Annotated in this window: 19 protein-coding genes; 17 read left to right on the forward strand and 2 right to left on the reverse strand. The window is 60.6% G+C overall.

The genetic code is table 11. From position 1 onward, the window contains the following. Window positions 1-12: 12 nt before the first annotated feature. Entirely contained in the window at window positions 13-813 is an 801-nt protein-coding gene (locus KB449_RS11670) for an HAD family hydrolase (RefSeq protein ID WP_282908534.1), read from the forward strand. Window positions 814-874: 61 nt separating this feature from the next. Here the strand turns inward: KB449_RS11670 and KB449_RS11675 are convergent, their stop codons facing one another. Continuing rightward, window positions 875-1,414: a cupin domain-containing protein gene (locus KB449_RS11675; RefSeq protein WP_282908535.1), complete on the reverse strand. Its 540-nt coding sequence runs from the start codon at window positions 1,412-1,414 to the stop codon at window positions 875-877. A gap of 176 nt (window positions 1,415-1,590) precedes the next feature. Between KB449_RS11675 and metH the strand changes: the two genes are divergently transcribed. The 13 genes from metH to KB449_RS11740 all read left to right on the forward strand — a co-directional run bounded on the left by metH (window position 1,591) and on the right by KB449_RS11740 (window position 18,462). Then, entirely contained in the window at window positions 1,591-5,040 is a 3,450-nt protein-coding gene (gene metH, locus KB449_RS11680) for a methionine synthase (RefSeq protein WP_282908536.1), read from the forward strand. 393 nt (window positions 5,041-5,433) lie between these two features. Beyond that, window positions 5,434-7,728 (forward strand): DEAD/DEAH box helicase, encoded by a 2,295-nt coding sequence (locus KB449_RS11685; RefSeq protein WP_282908537.1) that lies wholly within the window; start codon window positions 5,434-5,436, stop codon window positions 7,726-7,728. Further along, the gene (locus KB449_RS11690; protein WP_282908538.1) at window positions 7,725-9,185 is read left to right on the forward strand and encodes a ribonuclease H-like domain-containing protein; all 1,461 of its coding nucleotides are present in this window, start codon (window positions 7,725-7,727) and stop codon (window positions 9,183-9,185) included. Before KB449_RS11685 ends, KB449_RS11690 begins: the two co-directional genes overlap by 4 nt. A gap of 131 nt (window positions 9,186-9,316) precedes the next feature. After that, the gene (locus KB449_RS11695; protein WP_282908539.1) at window positions 9,317-10,177 is read left to right on the forward strand and encodes an HAD-IIA family hydrolase; all 861 of its coding nucleotides are present in this window, start codon (window positions 9,317-9,319) and stop codon (window positions 10,175-10,177) included. A 93-nt stretch (window positions 10,178-10,270) separates the two neighbouring features. Then, the gene (locus tag KB449_RS11700) at window positions 10,271-11,089 is read left to right on the forward strand and encodes an Fpg/Nei family DNA glycosylase (RefSeq protein WP_282908540.1); all 819 of its coding nucleotides are present in this window, start codon (window positions 10,271-10,273) and stop codon (window positions 11,087-11,089) included. Window position 11,090: 1 nt separating this feature from the next. Further along, window positions 11,091-11,933, forward strand: a complete 843-nt coding sequence (locus KB449_RS11705; RefSeq protein ID WP_282908541.1) for a deoxyribonuclease IV — start codon at window positions 11,091-11,093, stop codon at window positions 11,931-11,933. A 1-nt stretch (window position 11,934) separates the two neighbouring features. After that, window positions 11,935-12,294, forward strand: a complete 360-nt coding sequence (locus tag KB449_RS11710; RefSeq protein WP_282908542.1) for a cyclic-phosphate processing receiver domain-containing protein — start codon at window positions 11,935-11,937, stop codon at window positions 12,292-12,294. Beyond that, complete coding sequence (locus KB449_RS11715; RefSeq protein WP_282908543.1) at window positions 12,291-12,632, forward strand: thioredoxin family protein; 342 nt, start codon at window positions 12,291-12,293, stop codon at window positions 12,630-12,632. The genes KB449_RS11710 and KB449_RS11715 overlap by 4 nt, the downstream gene beginning before the upstream one ends. After that, window positions 12,619-13,392 (forward strand): ABC transporter ATP-binding protein, encoded by a 774-nt coding sequence (locus KB449_RS11720; protein ID WP_282908544.1) that lies wholly within the window; start codon window positions 12,619-12,621, stop codon window positions 13,390-13,392. The genes KB449_RS11715 and KB449_RS11720 overlap by 14 nt, the downstream gene beginning before the upstream one ends. 1 nt (window position 13,393) lies before the next feature. Continuing rightward, the gene (locus KB449_RS11725; RefSeq protein ID WP_282908545.1) at window positions 13,394-14,413 is read left to right on the forward strand and encodes a 23S rRNA (cytidine(2498)-2'-O)-methyltransferase RlmM; all 1,020 of its coding nucleotides are present in this window, start codon (window positions 13,394-13,396) and stop codon (window positions 14,411-14,413) included. A gap of 219 nt (window positions 14,414-14,632) precedes the next feature. Next, on the forward strand, window positions 14,633-16,246 hold the full coding sequence (locus KB449_RS11730; protein WP_282908546.1) for a serine/threonine-protein kinase: 1,614 nt from the start codon (window positions 14,633-14,635) through the stop codon (window positions 16,244-16,246). 174 nt (window positions 16,247-16,420) lie between these two features. After that, window positions 16,421-17,116: a response regulator transcription factor gene (locus KB449_RS11735; RefSeq protein ID WP_282908547.1), complete on the forward strand. Its 696-nt coding sequence runs from the start codon at window positions 16,421-16,423 to the stop codon at window positions 17,114-17,116. After that, the gene (locus KB449_RS11740; protein ID WP_282908548.1) at window positions 17,113-18,462 is read left to right on the forward strand and encodes a HAMP domain-containing sensor histidine kinase; all 1,350 of its coding nucleotides are present in this window, start codon (window positions 17,113-17,115) and stop codon (window positions 18,460-18,462) included. The genes KB449_RS11735 and KB449_RS11740 overlap by 4 nt, the downstream gene beginning before the upstream one ends. A gap of 101 nt (window positions 18,463-18,563) precedes the next feature. Here the strand turns inward: KB449_RS11740 and KB449_RS11745 are convergent, their stop codons facing one another. Then, complete coding sequence (locus tag KB449_RS11745; RefSeq protein WP_282908549.1) at window positions 18,564-19,064, reverse strand: C40 family peptidase; 501 nt, start codon at window positions 19,062-19,064, stop codon at window positions 18,564-18,566. Window positions 19,065-19,296: 232 nt separating this feature from the next. Here KB449_RS11745 and KB449_RS11750 point away from each other — a divergent pair, with 232 nt between their 5' ends. From KB449_RS11750 to KB449_RS11760, 3 genes are all read left to right on the forward strand, one after another. Then, window positions 19,297-20,157: a carbon-nitrogen hydrolase family protein gene (locus KB449_RS11750; protein WP_282908550.1), complete on the forward strand. Its 861-nt coding sequence runs from the start codon at window positions 19,297-19,299 to the stop codon at window positions 20,155-20,157. A gap of 15 nt (window positions 20,158-20,172) precedes the next feature. Further along, the gene (locus tag KB449_RS11755) at window positions 20,173-20,832 is read left to right on the forward strand and encodes a GNAT family N-acetyltransferase (RefSeq protein WP_282908551.1); all 660 of its coding nucleotides are present in this window, start codon (window positions 20,173-20,175) and stop codon (window positions 20,830-20,832) included. Window positions 20,833-21,189: 357 nt separating this feature from the next. After that, the gene (locus tag KB449_RS11760; RefSeq protein WP_282908552.1) at window positions 21,190-23,088 is read left to right on the forward strand and encodes a DUF2961 domain-containing protein; all 1,899 of its coding nucleotides are present in this window, start codon (window positions 21,190-21,192) and stop codon (window positions 23,086-23,088) included. Window positions 23,089-23,112: the final 24 nt, after the last annotated feature.

The raw sequence follows: 23,112 nt of genomic DNA on the forward strand, positions 1-23,112 counted from the left end.
AGATGGACGGGAATGAAGATTCAAGCGGTTATGTTCGATTTGGACGATACGCTGCTTTGGGATGATCGAAGCGTAAAGCAAGCCTTCGAGGCGACATGCGAGCTAGCTTCGCAGGAAGCCGGCGTCGATGCGGCAGCTTTGGAGGAGGCGGTAAGACGCGAAGCGCGCGCGCTATACGAGACATACGAGACATTTCCTTTCACGCAGATGATCGGGATCAACCCGTTTGAGGGTTTATGGGGGAACTTCAAGGCCGGAGAGCATGAAATGTTCAGGCGGATGGAGGCGATCGTGCCGGACTACAGGCGGGAAGCTTGGACGCGCGGGCTCAAGGCGCTCGGCGTAGACGATCCGGTGCTCGGCGCCAAGCTTGCGGAGGAGTTTCCGGCGCATCGCCGGAAGCTGCCGCTCGCCTACGAGGAAACGTTCGAGGTGCTTGATGCGCTCAAGAGCCGTTACAAACTACTTCTCCTTACGAACGGTTCTCCGGATTTGCAGGAGGAGAAGCTTGCGATGACACCGGAGTTGATCCCATATTTCGACGAGATCGTCATTTCCGGTCAGTTCGGGGAAGGCAAGCCGTCTCCGAAGCTGTTCGCGCATGCGCTTGGGCGCCTTGGGCTGCAGGCGGAAGATTGCGTCATGGTCGGCGACAAGCTGACGACCGATATCAAGGGCGCGAACGGCGTCGGGATGATCTCGATCTGGATTAACCGTCACGGAGCCGTGCGCGGCGACGAGATCGTGCCAAGCTTCGAGATCGCCAGCCTGAACGAATTGCAGCCGCTGCTTAACAAGCTGTCCGCTGAATGACAAAAAGCGCCGGATCCCCGATGAGAGGGATTCGGCGCTTTTTAACGCGATCGAAAGCTGTTTATTTAACGAACGCAGGATCCTCGTAAGGATGCGCGATCCAGCCCTCGGTCTCGATGAACAGGCGGACGGCGACGACCTTCTTGGATTCAGTCAGGGTGAAGAAGTGAACGCTGCCCTCCGGAACGGAGATAACGTCGCCTGCGCTCAGGATGACGTCGAAATATCCGGTCGCTTCGTCGCCGCGGATAATGAAGATGCCTTCGCCGGCCGTGATCGCCCGGACTTCGTCTTCGGTGTGCGTATGGATCTGCTCGAACTTCTTCAGTAATTCCTCGATATTCGGCGTCGATTCGGACAATACGACGATATCCCAAGTCTTGTAGCCGCGGCGGCCGGCCAAATCGCGAATCTCGGCGTCGAAGGTCGAAAGGATCTCGGTTTTGTCGTCAGCGCTTAATTCGAAGTTCTCCTGCAGACGCTCGGGCAGCTTGGAAGGATTCCAATGTTCGTAAAGCACGCCTTGTTTGTCAAGGAAGGAACGGACGTTGTCTTCGCCTTCGATCAGCTCGTTCGTATTGCGTACGCGAACTTTTGCCATTTGTTATTCCTTCTTTCCCACTATGAATTTAAGTATTTGTTGACTAAATTATAATCGCTGGCACGCTATTTGTCGACACATCCAACCTGATCTTTTCGTGAATAAAACATTCTGCTACTATAGAGGTTAATGATTTTACCCATGAAGTTACCCGGAAAAGGATGATACGTCTAAATATGACTTTAACCGATAAGAAAGCCCCATTGCAAGAGCTGCTGAAGAAGCGGATCCTCATCCTCGACGGCGCTATGGGCACGATGATTCAGCAGGCGAACCTGACGGCGGAAGATTTCGGAGGCGAAGAGCTCGAGGGCTGCAACGAAATGCTCGTGCTGACCCGCCCTGATGTCATCCAATGCATTCATGAGCAATATCTCGCGGCGGGCTCGGACATTATCGAGACCAACACGTTCGGCTCGACGTCGGTCGTGCTGGCTGAATACGACATTCCCGAAAAGGCGAGAGAGATCAACCTGGCCGCGGCTAGGCTCGCGCGCGAGGCTTGCGACAAGTATTCGACGCCGGACAAGCCGCGATATGCAGCTGGCGCGCTGGGTCCGACGACCAAGACGTTGTCGGTAACGGGCGGCGTGACATTCGATCAACTGGTCGAGGATTACCGCGAGCAAGTCGTGGCGCTTATGGAAGGCGGCGTGGATGCGATCCTGATCGAGACTTGCCAGGATACGCTTAACGTCAAGGCGGCGAGCATCGGCGTCAGGGCGGCGTTCGAGCGGATGGGGCGCACGCTGCCGATCATGATCAGCGGCACGATCGAGCCGATGGGCACGACGCTGGCAGGCCAGAATATCGAATCGTTTTACGTTTCGCTCGAGCACCTGAACCCGGTGTCGTTCGGCTTGAACTGCGCGACCGGCCCCGAGTTCATGCGGGATCATATCCGTACGCTGTCCGCGATTGCGAAGTCCGGCGTCAGCTGCTATCCGAACGCAGGGCTGCCGGACGAGAACGGACATTATCACGAGTCGCCCGATTCGCTCGCGCGCAAGCTGCGCGCATTCGCCGAACAGGGCTGGATCAACATCGCGGGCGGCTGCTGCGGCACGACGCCGGCGCATATCAAGGCGATCGCGGATGCGATGGCCGACGTGGCGCCGCGCGTTCAGGCAGGCGAGCATCCGCCTGCCGTATCCGGCATCGAGACGGTGTATATCGAGAGCGAAAATCGCCCTTACATGGTAGGCGAACGGACGAACGTACTCGGCTCCCGCAAGTTCAAGCGGCTCATCGCCGAGGGCAAGTACGAGGAGGCGTCAGAGATCGCGCGCGCCCAGGTGAAGAGCGGCGCACATGTCATCGACGTCTGCCTGCAGGATCCGGACCGCGACGAGACGGAAGACATGAAGAAATTTCTCGACTTCGTCACGAAAAAGGTCAAAGCGCCGCTGATGGTCGATACGACCGATCCGGCCGTCATCGATATGTCGCTCAAATACATCCAGGGCAAAACATTAATTAACTCCATTAATCTTGAGGACGGCGAGGAGAAGTTCGAAAAGGTCGTGCCGATCCTTCACAAATACGGCGCGGCCGTCGTCGTCGGCACGATCGACGAGCGCGGGCAGGCGATCACGCGGGAAGACAAGCTTGAGGTGGCTGTCCGTTCGCATGACCTGCTGGTGAACAAGTACGGCTTGCAGGCGGAGGACCTTATATTCGACGCCCTCGTCTTTCCCGTCGGTACCGGCGACGAGCAATATATCGGTTCCGCCAAGGAGACGATCGAAGGCATCCGTCTCATCAAGGAGCGTCTGCCGAAGTGCCAGACGATTCTCGGCGTCAGCAACATCTCGTTCGGACTTCCCGAGGCCGGCCGCGAGGTGCTGAACTCCGTGTTTCTTTACGAATGCACGAAGGCGGGGCTCGACTACGCGATCGTCAATACGGAAAAGCTCGAGCGCTACGCGTCCATTCCCGAGCATGAACGCAGACTTGCCGAAGAGCTGCTCTACAATACGAACGACGAGACGCTTGCCGAATTCGTGGCCGCCTTCCGGGACAAGAAGGTAGAAAAGAAGGTCAAAGCCGAAAACCTGCCGCTTGAAGAGCGTCTGGCCGGCTATGTCGTCGAAGGCAGCAAGGAAGGACTGCACGCCGATCTCGACGAGGCGCTTGCGAAGTACGCGCCGCTCGACATCATCAACGGTCCGCTTATGGCGGGGATGTCGGAGGTCGGACGTCTTTTTAACAACAATGAGCTGATCGTGGCCGAGGTGCTGCAGAGCGCGGAGGTTATGAAGGCGTCGGTCGCGCATCTGGAGCCGCACATGGAAAAGGCGGACTCCGCCGTGAAAGGCAAAATTATGCTTGCGACGGTCAAAGGCGACGTCCACGATATCGGCAAAAACCTCGTCGAGATCATTCTCTCGAACAATGGCTACAAGATCGTCAACCTCGGCATCAAGGTGCCGCCGGACCAGCTCATCGCCGCGTACCGCGAGGAGAAGCCGGACGCGATCGGACTGTCGGGCCTGCTAGTCAAAAGCGCGCAGCAAATGGTGCTGACCGCGCAGGACCTGAAGAGCGCCGGCATCGACGCCCCGATCCTCGTCGGCGGCGCTGCGCTGACGCGCAAGTTCACAAAGACGCGGATCGCGCCCGAATACGACGGTGTCGTGCTCTATGCCAAGGACGCGATGGACGGGCTCGACATCGCCAACAAACTGAGCGATCCCGCGCAGCGCGCCGCGATCGAGCAAGAGCACCGGACCGCGCTCGCCACGCTCGAGCGCGAGGAGGAGAAGCCGGCGATGCCCGCGCCGACGCGCGCGCGCAGCGCCAGCGTATCGCCGGACGCGCCCGTATTCGCGCCGCCGGATTACGATCGCCACGTCCTGCGCGATTACCCGCTCGCGCACGTGCTGCCGTACGTGAACCTGCAGATGCTGATGGGTCACCATCTCGGTCTTAAAGGCAACGTCGAGGAGCTGCTCAAGGCGGGAGACGAGCGCACGACGCAGCTGAAGGACACGATCGACGGCATTATGGCCGACGCCCAGACGAACGGCTGGCTGAAGCCGCAGGCGATGTACCGCTTTTTCCCGGCGCAGGGAGACGGCAACGACATTTTGATCTACGATCCGGCCGACCGCAAGACGGTGATCAAGAAGTTCACGTTTCCGCGGCAGGCGGTGGAGCCGTTCCTGTGCCTGGCGGACTTCCTGAAGCCCGTGGACAGCGGCGTTATGGATACTGTCGGCTTCCTCGTCGTGACGGCAGGCAACGGTACGCGCGAGCAGGCTGAGAAGTGGAAGGAGAGCGGCGACTACTTGCGCTCGCATGCGCTGCTCGCGACCGCGCTCGAGGTGGCGGAAGGCATGGCGGAGAGGGTGCACCAGATCATGCGCGACAACTGGGGCTTCCCGGACCCGGCCGACATGACGATGAAGCAGCGCTTCGGCGCCAGGTACCAGGGCATCCGCGTGTCGTTCGGCTACCCGGCTTGCCCGGATCTCGAAGATCAGGGGCCGCTGTTCGAGCTGATGAAGCCCGAAGACATCGGCGTTCAGCTGACCGAAGGCTTCATGATGGAGCCGGAAGCGTCGGTATCCGCGATGGTATTCGCGCATCCGGACGCCAGGTATTTTAACGTCGACAAGGCTTAACCCACGGCGGTTGGAAATAGGCCAAGCAAGCTGTCCCGATCGCGCGAGCGGACGGGACGGCTCTTCGCCGTTGACGAAACAAGCGGGCAATAAGCGATCATTTCCCCGGAAAGCGCAGGATGCGACATGGAGTAACGGAAATCGCACGGTTGCTAGCCTGATTTTCGACCGGACTCCGCCGTTAACGATTCTGTTCGACACTGTTATTGCAATTGCGTGACAATTCACACAAATAAACGCAGAATGCATCGCCGCAATCATTTCCCGATTCGGGGAAATAGATTGACATTGCCCGGCCAGCCGACAAGCCGTTGCCGTGCGAACGTACATTCTGTACAATGAGGAATACAAGACGCAAACGAACGATACGCAAAAGGAATGGAGCGATGCGGCATGAACCCTTTGACGGGAAAAGCGGCGACGATGGAGGAATGGCTGGAGCATCTGAAGCTGAACCGGGAGATCATGGAAAACGTGACCTACTGGCATACGCAGCCTGCCCGGCCCGCGCGGACCTCGCCCTTTCCGCCGGAGCTCGATCCGAGGCTGGCCGCCGCGCTCGGGGCGAGGAATATCGCTTCGCTCTATACCCACCAGGCTTTGGCCTTCGAGTCGGTCCGCGCCGGCCGTCACGTCGTGACCGTCACGCCGACGGCGTCCGGTAAGACGCTGTGCTACAACCTGCCGGTGCTGCAGCGGCTTTTGACCGATCCGAGCGCGAGGGCGCTTTATCTGTTCCCGACAAAGGCCCTCGCCCAGGACCAGGTGGCCGAGCTGCAGGAGCTGGCCGACGCGATGGAGGTCGATATCAAGACGCATACGTACGACGGCGATACGCCGCCCACCGTCCGTCAGGTCATTCGCAACGCCGGCCATATCGTCGTGACGAACCCGGATATGCTCCACTCGGCCATCCTGCCGCATCACACGAAGTGGGTCAAGCTGTTTGAAAACCTGAAATATATCGTCATCGACGAACTGCACGCTTATCGCGGCGTGTTCGGCAGCCATGTGGCCAACGTCATCCGCAGGTTGAAGCGAATTTGCCGGTTTTACGGAAGCAATCCGCAGTTTTTGTGCGCTTCCGCTACGATCGCCAATCCGCGCGAGCACGCCGAACGTCTGATCGAGGAGCCGTTCGCGCTCGTCGACGACAATGGCGCGCCGGCAGGGGAGAAGCATCTTGTTTTCTACAATCCGCCCGTCGTCAACCGGCAGCTCGGCATCCGGCGTTCGAGCGTGCTGGAATCGCAAAAGCTGGCGTCGCTGCTGCTTCGCAGCGGCATTCAGACGATCGTATTCGCGCGCAGCCGCGTCCGCGTAGAGATCTTGCTCACTTACCTGCAGGAGCTGACCAAACGGGAATTCGGGCCAAAGTCGATTCGCGGCTATCGGGGCGGTTATCTGCCGAAGCTGCGGCGCGAGATCGAGAAGGGGCTGCGAAGCGGCGAGATTCGCGGCGTCGTCAGCACCAACGCGCTCGAGCTCGGCATCGATATCGGCCAGCTGCAAGCCTGCGTGCTTAACGGCTACCCGGGCTCCATCGCCAGCACGTGGCAGCAGTCCGGACGGGCGGGACGCCGGCACGGCAGCTCCGTTACGTTTCTCGTCGCCAGCAGCAACCCGCTCGATCAATACTTGATTCAGCACCCGGATTATTTTCTAGGACGTCCGCCGGAGGAAGCGCGCATCCATCCGGACAACCTGTTGATTTTGCTCGATCATATCAAGTGCGCCGCGTACGAGCTGCCGTTCGAAGCCGGGGATACGTTCGGCGGGGAGAAGCTAGTCGATCTGCTCGAATTTCTTGCGGAAGAGAAGGTGCTGCACGAGAACGCCGGCCGCTGGTACTGGATGGAGCAGGCGTTCCCGGCGCACGGCATCTCGCTTCGCTCCGCGGCGCAGGAGAATTTCGTCATTATCGACATGACGGAAGGCCACCGCGTGCTCGGCGAGGTCGACCGGTTCGGCGCGCCGACGCTCATCCACGAGGAAGCGATCTATTTGCACGAGGGCGTGCAGTATCAGGTCGAGAAGCTGGACTATCCGGAAAAGAAGGCTTACGTGCGCCAGGTCAACGTGGACTATTTTACGGACGCGAGTCTCGCTGTCGAGCTTAAGGTGCTGCACGTGGACAAGGAGCGCGAGTCGCCGGGCGGCGCCATCGTGCGTCAATACGGTGAGCTGATGGTGACTGCCAAGCCGACGATTTTCAAAAAAATGCGACTGCGTACGCACGAGAATATCGGCTCCGGGCCGATCCATCTGCCCGAAGAGGAGCTGCATACGAGCGGCTACTGGTTCTCGTTCTCCGAGGAAGCCGCCGCCGTCCGCAGCGCGAACGACATGCAATCCGCCTTGCTCGGGCTCGCCAACGTGCTCGTCCATCTGGCGCCGCTGCATCTGATGTGCGATCCGATGGACATCTGTGTCGTGCCCCAGGTGAAGGCCGTGCATACGAAGCAGCCGACGATCTACTTTTACGACCGCTATCCGGGCGGCATCGGCCTCAGCCAGCGCCTCTACGAAAAGCATGACGAGCTGCTCGCGGAGGCCGGGCGCCTCATTGAGGGTTGCGGCTGCCTGAGCGGCTGCCCGGCTTGCGTCGGACCGATCGAGGAAGTCGGCTTGCTTGGCAAGGATCTGGCGCTCGGGCTGCTGCAAAGAACGGCAGGTGCGGCAGGATGAGCAGTTTGCGCGATCGGCTGGACCGGCTGCGGGCTCATTCGGCTTCGTCCAAGGCGACGGACGCATCGCCCGGTGACGCAGCGGCGGAGGAATCCGCGGAACAGTCGACCGGAACCTCAGTGCGTTTTGCGGAACGCATGGGCGACGCCGTAACTGATAGCTCCGGGCCGTCAGCCGGCAGGGAGCGCGGCGCAACCGTTACAGGCGTCAATGGTGCGCTCGGCAGCGGGCTCCATCCGTCGCTCGCCGCGCTGGACGTCGAGGAGGTCGCCGGCGAATACGGCAGCTTTTTGCGCCGCCGCGCGGTCTACCCGCTCGAGCACCGGCACGGCCATTACGTGTTGACCGAGTTGATTTCCTGCGCAGGCAGGCTGAAGCCGATCGCGGCGCGGCAGAACCGGAAGCGGGGAACGCCTGCGGCGGATTCGTCTATCGAGCCGGAGGATATCGAAGCCAAGCGTCTGTTGTTCCTCGACACCGAAACGACCGGGCTCGGCGTCGGCACGGGCAATTTGCCCTTTATGATCGGGTTCGGGTACGCCGACGGCGAGGCGGGCACATTTACGGTGGAGCAGTTGCTCATCAGGCATCCCGGCGAGGAGCGGGCGATGCTGGCCTACCTGCTCGGCAAGTTCGCCGGCGTCACGCATTTGGTCACCTACAACGGACGGTCGTTCGACTGGCCGGTGCTGACGAGCCGCTTCGTGCTGAACGGCTGGCGGCCGAGCGGCGTCGAGCCTGGGCATCTCGATTTTCTTCATTCTGCACGCGCCTTATGGAAAAACACGCTGCCTTCCTGCAAGCTAAGCCGGATCGAGGAAGACCGGCTCGGCATCGTGCGCGGCGAAGACGTGCCCGGCTCTCTCGCGCCGGAGCTTTACATGAAGTATCTGAGCGACGGGGACGCATCGCATCTGCGCGGCGTCTATATTCATAACGAGCGGGATATTTTGACGCTGGCCAGCCTGACGGTGCATTTCGGCGGCGTGCTCGAGGGCCGGCTCGGCGCCGAATGGGCGCTCCCGGCGGAACCGGAGGAGCTGTTCCGGACGGCAGCCTGGCTGGCCGATCACGGCGGCGAGCTGCACGCGGAGCGGCTGTTCGCCGCGCTGGTCGCGGAGGGCATGCCCGGCGGCCGATGGCTGCTGCCGGCCGCCGCGCGCCTCAAGCGGCTCGGCCGGCACGGCGAGGCGGCCGAGCTGTGGGAGCGGGCGGCCAGCCTCGCCGAATCGCGGCTGCTGCCTTCCGCAGAAGCGCATATCGAGCTGTCGATGCATTACGAGCATCGCTGCAGGGAGCCGGGCATCGCGCTGGATTACGCGTCGCGCGCGCTTGAGCTGCTGCAGCGGCGGACTTCGCTGCGCCAGAGCGATCGCGTGCGGGCGGAGCTCGACGCGATCAGGCACAGAATGGCGCGGCTTAGCCGCAAGATCGAAGCGATAGGCCGGCTCGGATGAGATTCCGGGTCGGGCTATCGCTTCTTTCTGTGTCCGGATGGTTGCAGAGTACTCGACAAAAGGGTATTGTGATTCATATAAAAGCTGGCAGCATCATGTATCGCACGACAGCTTCAAAGGAGCCAAATGGAATGTCGCAACAAACCGAGCTGCTTCGCGAAGACGTCTTCGCCAGGCGGCCGAGGGCCGTACTGCTCGACCTCGACGGCACGCTGTACAGAGGAGAAACGCCGATCGAAGGCGCTTCGGGATTGGTCGAGGCGCTTGAAGAGGCGGGTATTGCCTGTTGGTACTTAACGAACAATTCGACGCGCACGCCCGAGCAGGTAGCGGAGCATCTTCGCGGCTTCGGCATCCCGGCGGAAGCCGGACGCGTCATTACATCCGCGGCAGCCGCCGCGCATTACGCCAAGCAGCGCCATCCGGACGCCGTCGCGTTCGTCATCGGGGAGCACGGCCTGCGCAGCGCGCTTGCACAGGCCGGCATCGCGATGCCGGACGAAGCGGAGCTTGCCGAAGGCGCGAAGGTGAACCTTGTCGTCCAAGGATTGGACCGGGGGTTGAACTATGGACAATTGACGGCGGCGCTCGGTTATTTACTATCGGGAGCAGACTATTTGCTCACTAATCCGGATCGCCGGCTGCCCGTCGGCGACGGTTTTTTGCCCGGCGCGGGCAGCCTCGCGGCTCTGCTGGAGACGGCCAGCGACATCGCTCCGGTCGTCATCGGCAAGCCGTCCGGCATTATGATGCGGTATGCGCTGGATCTGGCGGGCATCGAAGCCTCGGAAGCATGGGTCGTCGGGGACAATCCGCACACGGATCTCGCCGCCGGCCTTGCGGCCGGTTGTCCGACGGTGCTTGTCCTTACCGGCATATGCGGTCCCGACGATTGGCGTCGGCGTTGCGAGCGCGCAGGTGCGATGCCGGATGCGGTATGCGCGGGGCCCGATGATGTAAGGGCGTTGATTTTAAGGCTTGGGGACGGTTAGCGAACGGATAAATACATAGTTTCGATGCGGACTCGACGAACTTCAGACGATGGCAGACCATCCGCGAGATGGCTGGAGAAGGGATGAACGATCATGCCGGAATGGCCGGAAATGGACACCTACCGAAGATTGCTGTCTCCGCTCGTATGCGGGAAGATGATCCGGGAGGTTGTCGTAAATCGCGAAAAAACGATTAACGAACCCGCGGAATCTTTCATAGACGGGTTGAAGGGCAAGCGAATATTGTTTGTGGAGAGGCGCGGCAAGCACCTGCTCTTCCACCTGGACGACGGCAACCGGCTGCTGCTGCATTTAATGCTCGGCGGCTGGATGTTCTACGGTGAGGAAGGGCCTAAGAGCGACGACCACTATCAAGTTATCCTGACGCTGGACGACGGCAATCGGCTGTTCTTCGCGGGACTGCGGCTCGGATTTTTACACCGGCTCAGCGCCAAGGCGGTGCTCGAGCGCCTGCACGACCTGGGACCGGATCCGTTCGACCCGCGACTGACCGAAGGCGCGTTCGCAGCGCGGCTCAAAAAGCGCCGGGGGCGGCTCAAGCCCGTTCTGATCGATCAGAAGTTTCTCGCCGGCATCGGCAACTGCTATTCGGACGAGATTTGCTTCGATGCGATGATCCACCCGGCTTCGCAGATTTCGGCGCTGAAGGACGAGCAAATTGCCGCGCTTTATGCTTCCATGCGCAAAGTGCTTACGGAAGCGGCCGACGGGGGCGGATATATGGAGCATCCGTTGACGGCCGGGGACGAGACGACCGGCGGATTTTTGGACAAGCTGCTGATTTACGATCGCGGAGGCGAACCGTGCCCTCGTTCGGGCGACGAGATCGTACTGGAAACGCTGGCTGGACGAAAAATGTTCTACTGTCCGGTATGCCAGAAGGAAGCCTAGCATGCCGGCCGTAGGCAGCCATGTCAGCACGCGGCGCGGGTTGTACGAGGCGGCACGCGCGGCGAGTCGCATGGGCGGCAATGCCTTTCAGTATTTCCCGTCCAATCCGCGCACGCTTTTCTCCAAGCCGGTCGACGAAGCGGACGCATCCCGCTGCGCAGCTTACTGCCGGGAAGCGGAGGTCGTCTCGCTGGGCCACTCCGCATATGCGATCAACCCGGCTTCGACCGGGGATTCCGCATCTCAGATGGAGCGTTGCGTGCTGGGCGATCTTGCGATCGCGGAGGCGTGCGGTTCGATCGGCACGGTCGTTCACTTCGGCGTTATCCGCGGCGACGACCCGCTGCAGGGCTATCGCGACATGATCGCCTGGCTCGACAGAACGCTCGCCCGCTGGGAAGGCAAGGCGAAGCTGCTGCTCGAGAATCAGGCCGGCAACCACGGCGACGCCGGCAAGACGCCGGAGGAAATGGTCCAGATTCGTTCGCTTTGCGCCTATCCGGACAAAATCGGCTTTTGCCTGGACACCTGTCACTTGTACGCCAGCGGAGAGTGGGATGGCGCCGATTGGGCCGATTTTCATGCGCGCGCTTCGAAGCTCGGATACTGGGAGCATCTGGCTGCCGTGCATTTGAACGATTCGCGCTATCCCTCGGGCTCTCGCCGGGACCGGCATGCGCCGATCGGAGAAGGCTACATCGGCGACGACAGCTTCAGGGAGCTGCTCGCTTCGCCCGACATACGAAAGGTGCCCATTGTCATGGAGACGCCGCCTGAAGCGGACGGTACGCACGAAAAGCAGATCGCCCGTGTTCTCAAGCTGATGCGCGAGGGAGACGATTAACGTGATTAACGTTTATTTGGACGATGTGCGGCCTTGTCCCGCCGGCTTTGTGGCGGCCTATTCGGCAGAAGAATGCCTGCTGCTGCTGCGCGAATACGAAGTAGACATCCTGTCGCTCGACTACGAGCTCGGATACGGACAACCTAACGGGTTCGCCGTCGTCGCGGGACTCATCGCCGCTGGCACGCATCCGAGAGAGGTTTACGTCCATTCCTCGAGCATGATGGGCCGTGCCCAGATGGTGAAGGGGCTGCGCGATGCCGGCATCGCCGATCTGATCGTGCATGACGGTCCGATGCCGGCGGCGGTGCTGGAAGCTGCGGCCAAAGCCGCCGGCAGAGAGAAGGACGAATCGCAATGATAGAATGGGAAGCCAGATCCTGGCGGCGGGAAATCGAAGAGTCGGATGGCGCTCTCGCGCTGTTCGTCTATACGCCACTGTGCGGCACGTGCGCGCTTGCGAGACGCATGCTCGAGGTGGCCGAGGCGTCGCTGACGGGCATCCGGATCGCCTCCGCGAACATCAATCTGATGCCCGGACTCGCGGAAGCTTTTCAGATCGAGAGCGTTCCCTGTTTGCTGCTGCGGCGACCGGACGGTTCGTGGAACAAGGTATACCGGTTCGGATCGGTCGTGGAAGTCAGGGCGCGGCTCATTGAATCGTTCAGGGGAGAGGAAAACGATCATGATCGAACTTAAAAATATCGTCTGGCGCCGGGAAGATCGAGAGATTTTGCGCGGCGTCGATCTGACGGTCAAAGCGGGGGAGCGATGGGTGCTTCTCGGCCGCAACGGCTGCGGCAAATCTACGCTGCTTGAAATGATTACAGGCTATTTATTCCCGACAAGCGGTACGGTCGACATTCTCGGCAACCGCTACGGGCGGGTCGATGTGCGCGAGGTGCGCAAAAGAATCGGCAATATCGGCCCGTCTCTCATTGAAAAGCTCATCCCCCGCGACCCGGTCTGGGAGATCGTCGTGGGCGGAATGAACGCTTACTTGCGCATTTACGAGGAAATTTCCGATGAAGTCAAGGCGAAGGCGCTGGCGGAGCTCGATCGCGTCGGGCTCGGCTCGCGCGCCGAGCAGCCTTTCGGGACGCTGTCCCAGGGCGAGCGCAAGAAGGCGCTGCTTGCCCGGACGATGATGGCCGATCCGCAGCTTCTGATCATGGACGAGCCGTGTGCCGGACTTGACCTGTTCGAGCGCGAAAAGTTTTTGGATTCGCTCGAATCGCTGTCGAGGCGCGTCGATGGCATCTTGTACGTGACGCATCATATCGAAGAGATCGTGCCATTGTTTACGCATGTGGCGCTCATGGCAGAGGGGCGCATCATCGCGGCCGGTCCCAAGCGCGAGGTGCTGACGGCGGAGCTGCTGCGCGACGCCTACGAGGTGCCGGTCAACGTACGTTGGGCAGAAGACAGACCTTGGATTACGGTTGAAAAGGAGGGGTAGCGTGTCGGCATTCATCGGAACGAGCAACCCCGGCTTCGCGCCGTATGCGATGGAGGAGCTGCGCAGGCGTTGGCCGGACGTCTCGTTGTCGGGCCTTGCGCCCGGCGAGACCTTTAAGCTTAACGTCGCCGGTACGGACGATCGCGAACTGGTCCGCCAGCTCCGCATGGACGAGCCCATCTTCTTGCGCCACTTGTTCCCGGTGCGGGAGGAGTTGGACATTCCGCAGCACGCGGAGGAGGTCGCTGCTGCGCTCGTCCGCTTCGCGGGCTCGCTGGCCGACGAAGTAAAGGGCGCCAAGGTCGCGGTTCAAGTACGCAAGTCGCAGGATAGTCCGTTCCCCTTTTCGTCGGCGGAAGCCCGCGATCTCATGGTACCGGCGTTGCTGGAGTCGGGAGCGGAGACTGTGTCCCGCGGGGCGAATCTGATCGTATCCGTTTACGCCGCGAAGCGGACCCTTTATCTCGGTATTTCAGTGCCGGCCGACAATCTGTCCGACTGGCCGGGGGGCGCCGTACGGTTCCGCCGCGAGGAAGGACTCATCTCCCGCGCTGCGTTCAAGCTGCTCGAAGCGGAGCAGACGTTCGACCTGCCGTTCGAACGGTTCACGAATGCGCTCGATCTCGGCGCGGCGCCCGGCGGCTGGGCGTCCGTACTCCTGGAACGCGGCCTTCGCGTCACGGCGGTCGATCCCGCAGAGATGGACGAGTCGCTGGCGGGGCATCCGAGGCTGCGCCATCTGCGCCAGAACGCGGCCGATATTTCTTTTGCACCCGGGACCTTCGATTTGCTCGTATGCGATATGAGCTGGGATCCGCATCATACGGCCCGGATCGTGAAGCAGCTGGCGCCGGCGCTGTCGGCGGGCGCATCCGTCATCGTCACGCTTAAGCTGATGTACAAAAAACCGATGCAGACGATCGGGGACTTGCTCGGTTCCTACGAGGAGGCCTTCGATATCCGCAGGGTCAAGCAGCTGTTTCACAACCGGGACGAAGCGACGGTCTGGATGCGCAAGTAACCGCGTTTGCGGCGGGCTTCGCCGAATGGGAGGCAAGATCGACCTTCCTTTGATGATCGCGGCATGTTATAATTGCAGCAATATGCTAGACAAACGCACGGGAAAGCATCCCGCGCCGAACCGAATCCCTTAGGGAGCAGCGGTTTCGGCGCGGTTTTTCGTTTTTATCGCGTTTTTTCGCGTAGCGAACGGCGTTTGCGGCGAATGGAGGAACCTAACATGGAGGGAAAGCGCGCGCGGGATCCGCTGCCTGTATTCGAACTGGGTCAGCTCGTGTCGAACCGGTATCGGATCGCCGGCGGACTGGGACGGGGCGGGATGGCCCGCGTGTACCTGGCCGAGGATTTGAAGCTGGGCGGGAGGCTGCTGGCGCTCAAGCTGACGAGAACGTACGACGATGCCGAGCGATTTATCGACGAGGCGAGACTGCTGAGCGCCTTGCGTCATCCGGGCCTGCCAGAGATCGTCGATTACGAGCCGCCGGACGATCAAGGGCTTGCGCTCATCGTCATGACCTATGTCGAAGGCGAGACGCTGGCCGAACGCATGCGCAGGCACGGGATGCGTCTGCCTTTCGCGAAGGCGCTGCGTTATTTGCTCCAGCTGGCGCGGACGCTGCAATATTTGCATGCGCAGCGTCCGCTCGTCGTTTTTCGCGACCTGAAGCCGGCCAACGTGATGATCGACGGAAGGGACGACGCGATTCTGATCGATTTCGGCATCGCGCGAGAGTTCAAGCCGGGCGCGGACAAGGACACGCTGATGCTCGGCACGCCCGCGTTCGCGGCGCCGGAGCAGTTGCGGGGCGAGCAGAGCGACGCCAGGACGGATCTGTACGGACTCGGCGCCCTTGCCTATTACCTGCTGACGGGCGGCGGCTTTTACGATCGTACAGGCGCCGTCGGCAGGCCGAATTGGCAGCGGGACGTGCCGCCGGGATTTGTCGCCTCCGTCGAGCAGTTGCTGTCCGAAAGGCCGGAAGCCCGGCCGGACGGCGCGGCCGCCGTCGTACGCGATTGGCAGCGCTTTGCTGCCTCCTTCGAAGCGCATGAGTCTGGCAGAGCCTTGGCGATGCCGACAGATAGACCTGCACAAGCGAGCCGAAACGCCGCAGACCGTCCACCCGGCCAAGCGGTCCGAATCGCCGCGATTCTGTCGGCCTACCCCGGCGTGGGTGCGACCTTTGTGGCACGGCTGCTGTCGTCCCGACTGAACCGCCTCGGCGTCGCGCACGCCTTGACGGAGTGTCCGGGCGTCGAGCCCGAGCTGTACCGCTGGCTGGACGGCGAGAGGCGCATGCCCGGACGCGCGGTATTCGCGGATCCGTCCGGCGCGGCATCGGTGTCTCCGGCTTGGCGGGAAGGGCACGCGGATTATTATCCGCTGCGTCCCGACGATCCGCCCGGCAGCGCGCCCGCGCCGGGCTTCGCCTTCTGGCTGGACGCGATCGGCGCGCCGCTCGTCCTGCTTGACGTGTCCGGCGCCTGGCAGGATGCGCGGGTATCGGACTGGCTCGCGGCGCATGCCGACGCGATCTTCCCGGTGGCCGATCCGCTGCCGGTCAAGTGGACGGCGCGCCGGCAACGCAGCTGCGCGGAGCTGCTGACGGCTGCGTCGCGGGCCGGCGCGTCCACGGGCTGGATCGCGAACCGCGATATGGACTTTTCCGGGCGCGGCGAATGGCTGAGCTTGTTTCCGGAGCGGCCGAGACTCGCGGTGCCGCACTTGCCGCCTGCCGAAGCGGCTGCCTGGCTTTGGCAAGGCGGAGATATCGCGCTGCCGCGGCGCGCGGCTGCCGAAGCGGATGACTTTTGCGCGAGATTGCTAGGGTAAGACGCCTCCGGCCTACCAGGCGGGCAAGCGTGCCAATGCGGTGCGGACCAGCGTCTTCCGGGAATGTATGCTTCATCCATTCGATCTCGCTAGTTCGTCATGGTACAATAGATGTCAGCGGATTCAGGCTTTTTCGCCGGATTCCGAAGTACGTGGAGACAGAGGTGGACGATCATGAGCGAACGTATATTGATCATAGAGGACGAAGACGGCATTGCGCGCATATTGGAGCTGGAGCTGAAGCACGAAGGTTATGAAGTCGGCCGTGCGGCCGACGGCCGCACCGGCCTGGAGATGGCGCTGAGCGGCGAATGGGATTTGCTGCTGCTCGACGTCATGCTGCCCGGGCTCAACGGCGTTGAGGTGCTTCGCAGGTTCAGACAGAACGACAACGCGGTACCCGTCATCCTGTTGACGGCACGCGACACCGTTCCGGACAAGGTCAGCGGCTTCGAGCACGGCGCCAACGATTATGTGACCAAGCCCTTCGCGATGGAAGAGCTGCTCGCGCGCGTGCGGAACCTGCTGCGGATCTTCAAGGCTTCGCGCGAGGGAGAGAGCGAAGATGCGCTCAAGATCGGAGACCTGACGATCGAATTGATCACGCGCAAGGTGTACCGCAAGGATCATGGCATCGACCTGACTCCGCGCGAGTTCGAGCTATTGCTTTATTTGGCGCGGCACAAGGGCACGGAGAAGACGCGGGACGAGATTTTGTCCGACGTGTGGGGCTACGAATATATCGGGGATACGAACGTCGTCGACGTTTACATCCGTTATTTGCGTCAAAAGATGGACAAGGGGTACAGGCATAAGCTGCTTCACACCGTTCGCGGCGTAGGCTACATGCTCAAGGAGCCCGAGGTATGACGCTAAGGCTCCGTTTTACGCTTTTTACCGTTTTTTGGTTAATTTTCATTTTGATATTGTACAATGTTTTCGTTTATTACTTCGTCATCAAGGTGACGACGCGCGGCGAGCTGCAGCTGCTCTCCAGCAAGGCGGATCTCGTCATGGAGACGCTCCGCAAAAACGAGATGGCAGGCATCGACGACACCGCGCTGCTCAAGGACATGTACAATGTCAACGAGATGATGCGCATCGTTACGCCGGATTCGCGGGTCGTGAACTCGGTCGGGGTGGACAAGCAGCTGCTTGCCCTGCCCAAAGAAGTGCGCACGGTATCGCATTCGGACACGATCAAGGTGGACGGTCACCGGGTGCTGACCTGGTCCGTGCCGATCTACGACAATCATCGTCTGATCGGGCAGATCGACAGCGCGCGTTATTTGACCGCGCTCGACGGCTATCTGCAGATTTTGCTCGGCGCGCTCAGCGTGACGAGCGTCGGCGCGATCATTTTCGCGATTCTCGGCACCTACTGGTTCACCTCCCGCCTGACGGGTCCGATCGGGCAGATGGTCCAGACGATGCGGGAGATCGACCGGAGCGGCAAGCTTCAACGGGTGAAGATGGGCCGCGAGGAATCGGTCGAGCTCCAGCAGCTTATCCGCGCGTTCAACCAGATGATCGAACGGCTGGACCGGACGATCGAGCGGCAGAAGCAATTCGTAGCGGACGCCTCGCACGAGCTGAAGACGCCGCTCACCGTCATCGGCAGCTATGCGGACATGCTCAAGCGCTGGGGCCGTGACGACGTAACCGTGCGCGACGAGGCGATCGAAGCGATCGCACGCGAGACCGAAAGGCTCAAGAAGCTGACGCTATCGATGCTGACGCTGGCCGAAGCCGAACAGGACGATTGGCTCAGCAAGAGCCGGTTCGATATCGTCTCCATCGTCAACGACTTGTCCGGCGTGCTGCGCGCGACTTTCCTGCGTCATATCCGGGTTCATGCCGGCTCCAGTACGGTGCAAATGGTCGGAGACAAGGACAAGATCCGTCAGATGATCCTGATTTTCCTGGACAACGCGATCAAGTACAGCAAGGAACCGATCGACGTACGCATCCGTTCGGAGAAAAATACGGTTCGCATCGAAGTGACGGATTACGGCATCGGCATTTCGGAAAACGAGATCCCGTACTTGTTCGAACGCTTTTACCGCGTGGACGAAGCCCGGCATCGCGCGACGGGCGGCAGCGGCCTCGGACTGTCCATAGCCAAGCGAATCATCGATTTGCACGGCGGGACGGTCGAGGTGTTCAGCAAGCCCGGCAGCGGCACGACGATTGCGATCGCGCTCCCGTACAAGTAAAGCTCGCACCGTAGCGAAGGCGCGAACTACGCGAAAAAGCCTTCGTCTCGCCGCCGATGGGCATTGGACGAAGGCTTATGATTGAAATGCATGTTCGAGTGCTAGAGTACGCGCTTTGCCGTCTTATAATGGGTTTTCCAATAGGATGCGCTCAGGCTTGTTATCGTAACGCCTGGCTTGCCGTACGTATGAAGAATCTTGTTGTTGCCGATATAGACGGCGACATGTCCGATTTTTGAGCTGTTGCTGGATTTGAAAAAAACGAGATCGCCCTTTTTGAGCTCGGATTGGGCTACCGTCTTGCCCTTTGTCGCTTGCGCGCTGGAGACGCGCGGGAGCTTGACGCCGTATTTGCCGAATATATATTGAGTGAAGCTGGAGCAGTCGAACACTTTTGTCGTGCCGGTCGGTGCCCCAAGGCGATATTTGACGCCCAAATATTTTTTGCCGAGCGTGATGATCTTGTCGGCCTTGACGGTCGTCGTTGCGGCTGCGGAGGCTTTGGGGGCGGAGACGAAAATCGTTCCGGAAACGGCAATGGCGGCGCAAAGTCCCAGGCTGGCGATTTTGCGGATCAAACGGCTGCGAATGTTTATGCTCATGTTGATGTCGATCCTCCGTCCGAATGGTGCGGCTCGCTAGGGCCTATTGTTTAACCCAACTATAGCAGATCCCAAACAACCTACATTTTTCCAAAAAGAACAAGAGTCGCATAATCATGCGGCTCTTGTCGATTTCTTAGAACGAAATGAGAATTCTCTCATGCGCGATCGCGGTTTGCGAGGTGCCGCGTTCCCGATATAATGGGGGGAAGGAAATGGAGGGATGGCACCGATGAAAATGAGAGTTTCCGCCGTTCAATTTGCTTTGAAGGACATAAAAAACGCGCAGGAATGGAGCGCCCAAGTCAAACACTACGTCCGCAACGCAGCCGAGTACGGCTCGGAGTTCGTGCTGTTCCCCGAGTTCATTACGACGCCCTTGCTCGGGATCGGCGAGGAGGCGGGGGGCGCGGGCCGTCCGATCGGCACGCTTCCCGAATATACGGAGCTATATACGAGTCTGTTCTCGGGTTTGGCGCAGCAGTACGGCATGTATTTGTTTGGCGGAACGCATGTGACGAAGCGCGGGGACGCTCTTCGCAATACGGCTTTTTTGTTCAAGCCGGACGGAAGCTGGCATACCCAGGACAAGCTTCACATAACGCCGACGGAAGCGGAGTCCTGGAACGTGGAGCCGGGAGACGGCGTTGAAGTGATCGATACGCCGTTCGGCAAGGTCGGCCTGCTCACTTGCTACGATATTGAGTTTCCGGAGATCGTGCGCATGGTTCGCGCCAAAGGCGCCAACGTCATTTTCTGTCCGTCCTGCACGGACGACCGGCATGGCTTCTACCGGGTGCGGTACTGTTGTCACGCAAGAACCGTGGAAAATCAAATCTATATCGTGACGACGGGAACGGTCGGGTCGCTGACCAACGTCGACTTCATGCGGGCAAACTACGGCCAGGCCGCCGTCATTGCGCCGAACGATATTCCGTTCCCGCCTCGGGGCATCCTGAGCGAAGGGGACATCAATGCGGACATGCTCATTACGGCGGATCTCGATCTGGCGCTGCTGGACGAAGTCCGCGAAGCGGGCTCCGTCATGACCTGGCGGGACCGCAGAGTCGATCTGTATACGGACTGGCAGTAAGAAGGGAGCAGCGACATGCGCAAACGTCTCATCGTCACGGACGGGAGCCGGACCGCCGAAGCCGAGATCCGTATTTATGCGCGGGAGGATTTTAAGGCGTTGATCGAGATTCAAGCGGAGAGCTTCCCGCCGCCCTACCCGTCCGAGCTGTGGTGGAACGAAGCGCAGCTCGAGGAGCATGTGACGCGGTTCCCGGACGGCGCCCTTTGCGTTTCGGTCGACGGACGCCTCGCAGGCTCCATGACGGCGCTCAGGCGTACGCTAACGGATGGCGACGGACACAGCTGGGCCGAGGCGACGGATAACGGCTACATAAGGAATCACGAACCGGAAGGAGATACGTTGTACGTAGTGGATCTTTGCGTCAGGCCTGCGTACCGGTCGCTTGGACTCGGCAAGTGGCTTATTCAGTCCATGCACGAGACGGCCGTCCATCTCGGCTGCCGCCGGCTGCTGAGCGGCGGACGAATGCCCGGCTATCACAAGCACGCGGATCGTCTGACGCCGGAGCAATACCTGGAGGAAGTGGCGGCAGGGCGCTTGCGCGATCCGGTCGTTTCCTTTTTGATCCGCTGCGGTCGTTATCCGATCGGCGTGGCGCACGGCTACCTCGAAGACGAGGAGTCCTGCAATAATGCGGCGCTCATGGAATGGCGCAATCCTTTTATCGGTTGAATCGCACGGCTTGACAATAAAGCGATGTCTCGCATCGTTATTTCGTGCCGCGAGCCGGATTTTTGGGGAATAGCGATGCCGCGCATCGTTATTTTGTGTCAGGAGTGGCGATTCAGCAGAATATTGCACCTTCAGCACCTTCTCGCGAGAAGGTGTTTTTTTATCGGCTTTATTGATATCGGCTTTATTGATATCGGCTCTATTTCAATCGCCTGTCCGGATCGGACTTGGTTGGCGTACAACAAAATCCCGAAATCTTTCAAGCCGTCTCCCTGCGAAAAAACCTAATATAGGTGAAGGAGCCGCGGCTTTGCGGCCGCGCGCCGATTATGTGCAGACGCGGAGGTAACGATATTAATGCGCAACGATATGAAGACGCCGAGAGGACTGTCCAGCCTGGAGCGGTTCGATCTCCTGCCCCTGCTTCGGGACGGCGTGCAGGTTCACTACGAAGGCAGCATCGACAAGCAAGGCTACAACGCGGATTGGGACTGGCTGCTGTACAAGGATGGCGGCGAATACGTTATCTTTGATGTCGACGGACCGGGCTGCATTTACAATTTCGTGCAGCACCGCTATCCGGACAGCCCGGAGCCGACGTTTCGCTTTTATTTCGATGGAGAGACTTCTCCCCGCTTCGAGATCAAGCACTCCGAATTCGGAGCGAAGGCGCCGTTCGTTGCGCCGCTTGCAGGCGCCTATCTCGGGCCGGAAGAAGGCGGGCGCGGTCCCATCCGCGTCGTACGAAGCTTCGTGCCGATGCCGTACGCGAGATCGTGCAAAATTACGACGGATATTCGCTTGAAGGGTGCGGCCAAAGGCGACGGCGGATGGGGACATGTCGTCTATCATGCGTACGCGGAAGGAGACGACGAGCTTATAACGTTCACCGGCGAGGAGTCGTACGATCGTACGCTCGACATCTGGAGGCGCGTCGGCGAAGATCCGAAGCCGGATATGGCCTCGGAGATGACCGCTCACCGGGAGCTCTTCATATCGGCGGGCGGCTCGGCCGTCGTCTTCGAGGCGGAAGGCGCGGGCTGCATCGTCTCAATGCTGGCCGAGACGCCCGGGATCGGCGCGCACGATCTGTGGGTACGCGCGACGTGGGACGGGCATGAGTCGCCGGACGTAGAAAGTCCGCTCGGCGCCTTCTTCGGCAACGAGCTGGGGATCAACGCAATCGGCATCCTTTCCCACGGCACCCGCGCGGACGGCGTCTCGTATAACTACTTCCCGATGCCGTTCTGGCGGAGCGCAAAGGTCGAGCTCGTGAATAAGGGCGAAGCGGATATTCGGATCGCTAGGTGGGACGTAAGCCATACGTCGGAAAAAGCCACGCTCTCGCGATATCCCGAAGGCCGCACAGGTTACTTCCGCGCCTCGTCCTATCGCGAATCCAAGGCAACGCGAGGAGCGGATGCCGTCATCGGTCGGATCGAAGGGAAGGGGCACATGGTCGCGGCTCAGGTCACCGCGTTTGCCCGCAAGCCCGGTATCGTAAGCTGCGAAGGCGACGTTCGCGTCTATATCGACGGCATTGCGACGCCGCAGATCGAGAGCGACGGCTCGGAGAGCTATGTCTGCTACGGCTGGGGTTTCCCGACGCCGCCGGAGACGAATCCGTCAAGCGGGTACGACGGTCTGCCGGACAACCCGTGGTCGATGGTTCGACTGTGCGCGGGAGATTGCTATCCGTTCCGGGAACAGTTAATATTCGGCATCGAATCGGGCGATTATAACAATCAGTATTTGCGGCATTCGGGCATTTTGTTCTATTACGGCATAGATACGCCCGGCCTGCTGCTCACCGACGAGCTCGATATCGGGGATCGCGGGTCCGAGGAAGCGCACGGCTACGTCGCAAGCGGCGGACGGGGCAGTTATTCGCTCGAGAGCGGCTACGAGGACGGAACGCATCGTCTGCTGAAGGACACGGGCAGAGAGACCGAGGGCTACAGCGAATTTACGGTCGCGATCGATCCGCGCAACGCCGGGGTCAGGCTTCGCCGCCGATCCGACCAGATCACGGGAAGACAGCGGGCGCATGTGTACGTCGACGGCGAGCGCGTCGAATCGCGCAGCTGGTACTTTGCGGACCGCAATCCGTACAAGCGCTGGCTGGAAGATGAATTCGAGATTCCGTCCAGGCATACGGCGGGCAAGACGGATATCACGGTGCGGCTTGTATTCGAGCAGGAAGGCGAGAGTCGTGTCTGGAACGAATTTTATTATTGGATTTACTCGCTTGTATAAAAAAAGGAAGGCCGGCGCGGCTTG

Origin of the sequence: Cohnella hashimotonis (genome assembly GCF_030014955.1) — a bacterium.
GTDB classification, from domain to species: domain Bacteria; phylum Bacillota; class Bacilli; order Paenibacillales; family Paenibacillaceae; genus Cohnella; species Cohnella hashimotonis.

Coding starts and splice junctions, on each gene's coding strand:
- KB449_RS11735 (WP_282908547.1), top strand. CDS start 16,421: ATGAGCGAACGTATATTGATCATAGAGGACGAAGACGGCATTGCGCGC.
- KB449_RS11690 (WP_282908538.1), top strand. CDS start 7,725: ATGAGCAGTTTGCGCGATCGGCTGGACCGGCTGCGGGCTCATTCGGCT.
- KB449_RS11750 (WP_282908550.1), top strand. CDS start 19,297: ATGAAAATGAGAGTTTCCGCCGTTCAATTTGCTTTGAAGGACATAAAA.
- KB449_RS11760 (WP_282908552.1), top strand. CDS start 21,190: ATGCGCAACGATATGAAGACGCCGAGAGGACTGTCCAGCCTGGAGCGG.
- metH (WP_282908536.1), top strand. CDS start 1,591: ATGACTTTAACCGATAAGAAAGCCCCATTGCAAGAGCTGCTGAAGAAG.
- KB449_RS11730 (WP_282908546.1), top strand. CDS start 14,633: ATGGAGGGAAAGCGCGCGCGGGATCCGCTGCCTGTATTCGAACTGGGT.
- KB449_RS11755 (WP_282908551.1), top strand. CDS start 20,173: ATGCGCAAACGTCTCATCGTCACGGACGGGAGCCGGACCGCCGAAGCC.
- KB449_RS11745 (WP_282908549.1), bottom strand. CDS start 19,064: ATGAGCATAAACATTCGCAGCCGTTTGATCCGCAAAATCGCCAGCCTG.
- KB449_RS11700 (WP_282908540.1), top strand. CDS start 10,271: ATGCCGGAATGGCCGGAAATGGACACCTACCGAAGATTGCTGTCTCCG.
- KB449_RS11695 (WP_282908539.1), top strand. CDS start 9,317: ATGTCGCAACAAACCGAGCTGCTTCGCGAAGACGTCTTCGCCAGGCGG.
- KB449_RS11705 (WP_282908541.1), top strand. CDS start 11,091: ATGCCGGCCGTAGGCAGCCATGTCAGCACGCGGCGCGGGTTGTACGAG.
- KB449_RS11675 (WP_282908535.1), bottom strand. CDS start 1,414: ATGGCAAAAGTTCGCGTACGCAATACGAACGAGCTGATCGAAGGCGAA.
- KB449_RS11720 (WP_282908544.1), top strand. CDS start 12,619: ATGATCGAACTTAAAAATATCGTCTGGCGCCGGGAAGATCGAGAGATT.
- KB449_RS11740 (WP_282908548.1), top strand. CDS start 17,113: ATGACGCTAAGGCTCCGTTTTACGCTTTTTACCGTTTTTTGGTTAATT.
- KB449_RS11670 (WP_282908534.1), top strand. CDS start 13: ATGAAGATTCAAGCGGTTATGTTCGATTTGGACGATACGCTGCTTTGG.
- KB449_RS11715 (WP_282908543.1), top strand. CDS start 12,291: ATGATAGAATGGGAAGCCAGATCCTGGCGGCGGGAAATCGAAGAGTCG.
- KB449_RS11685 (WP_282908537.1), top strand. CDS start 5,434: ATGAACCCTTTGACGGGAAAAGCGGCGACGATGGAGGAATGGCTGGAG.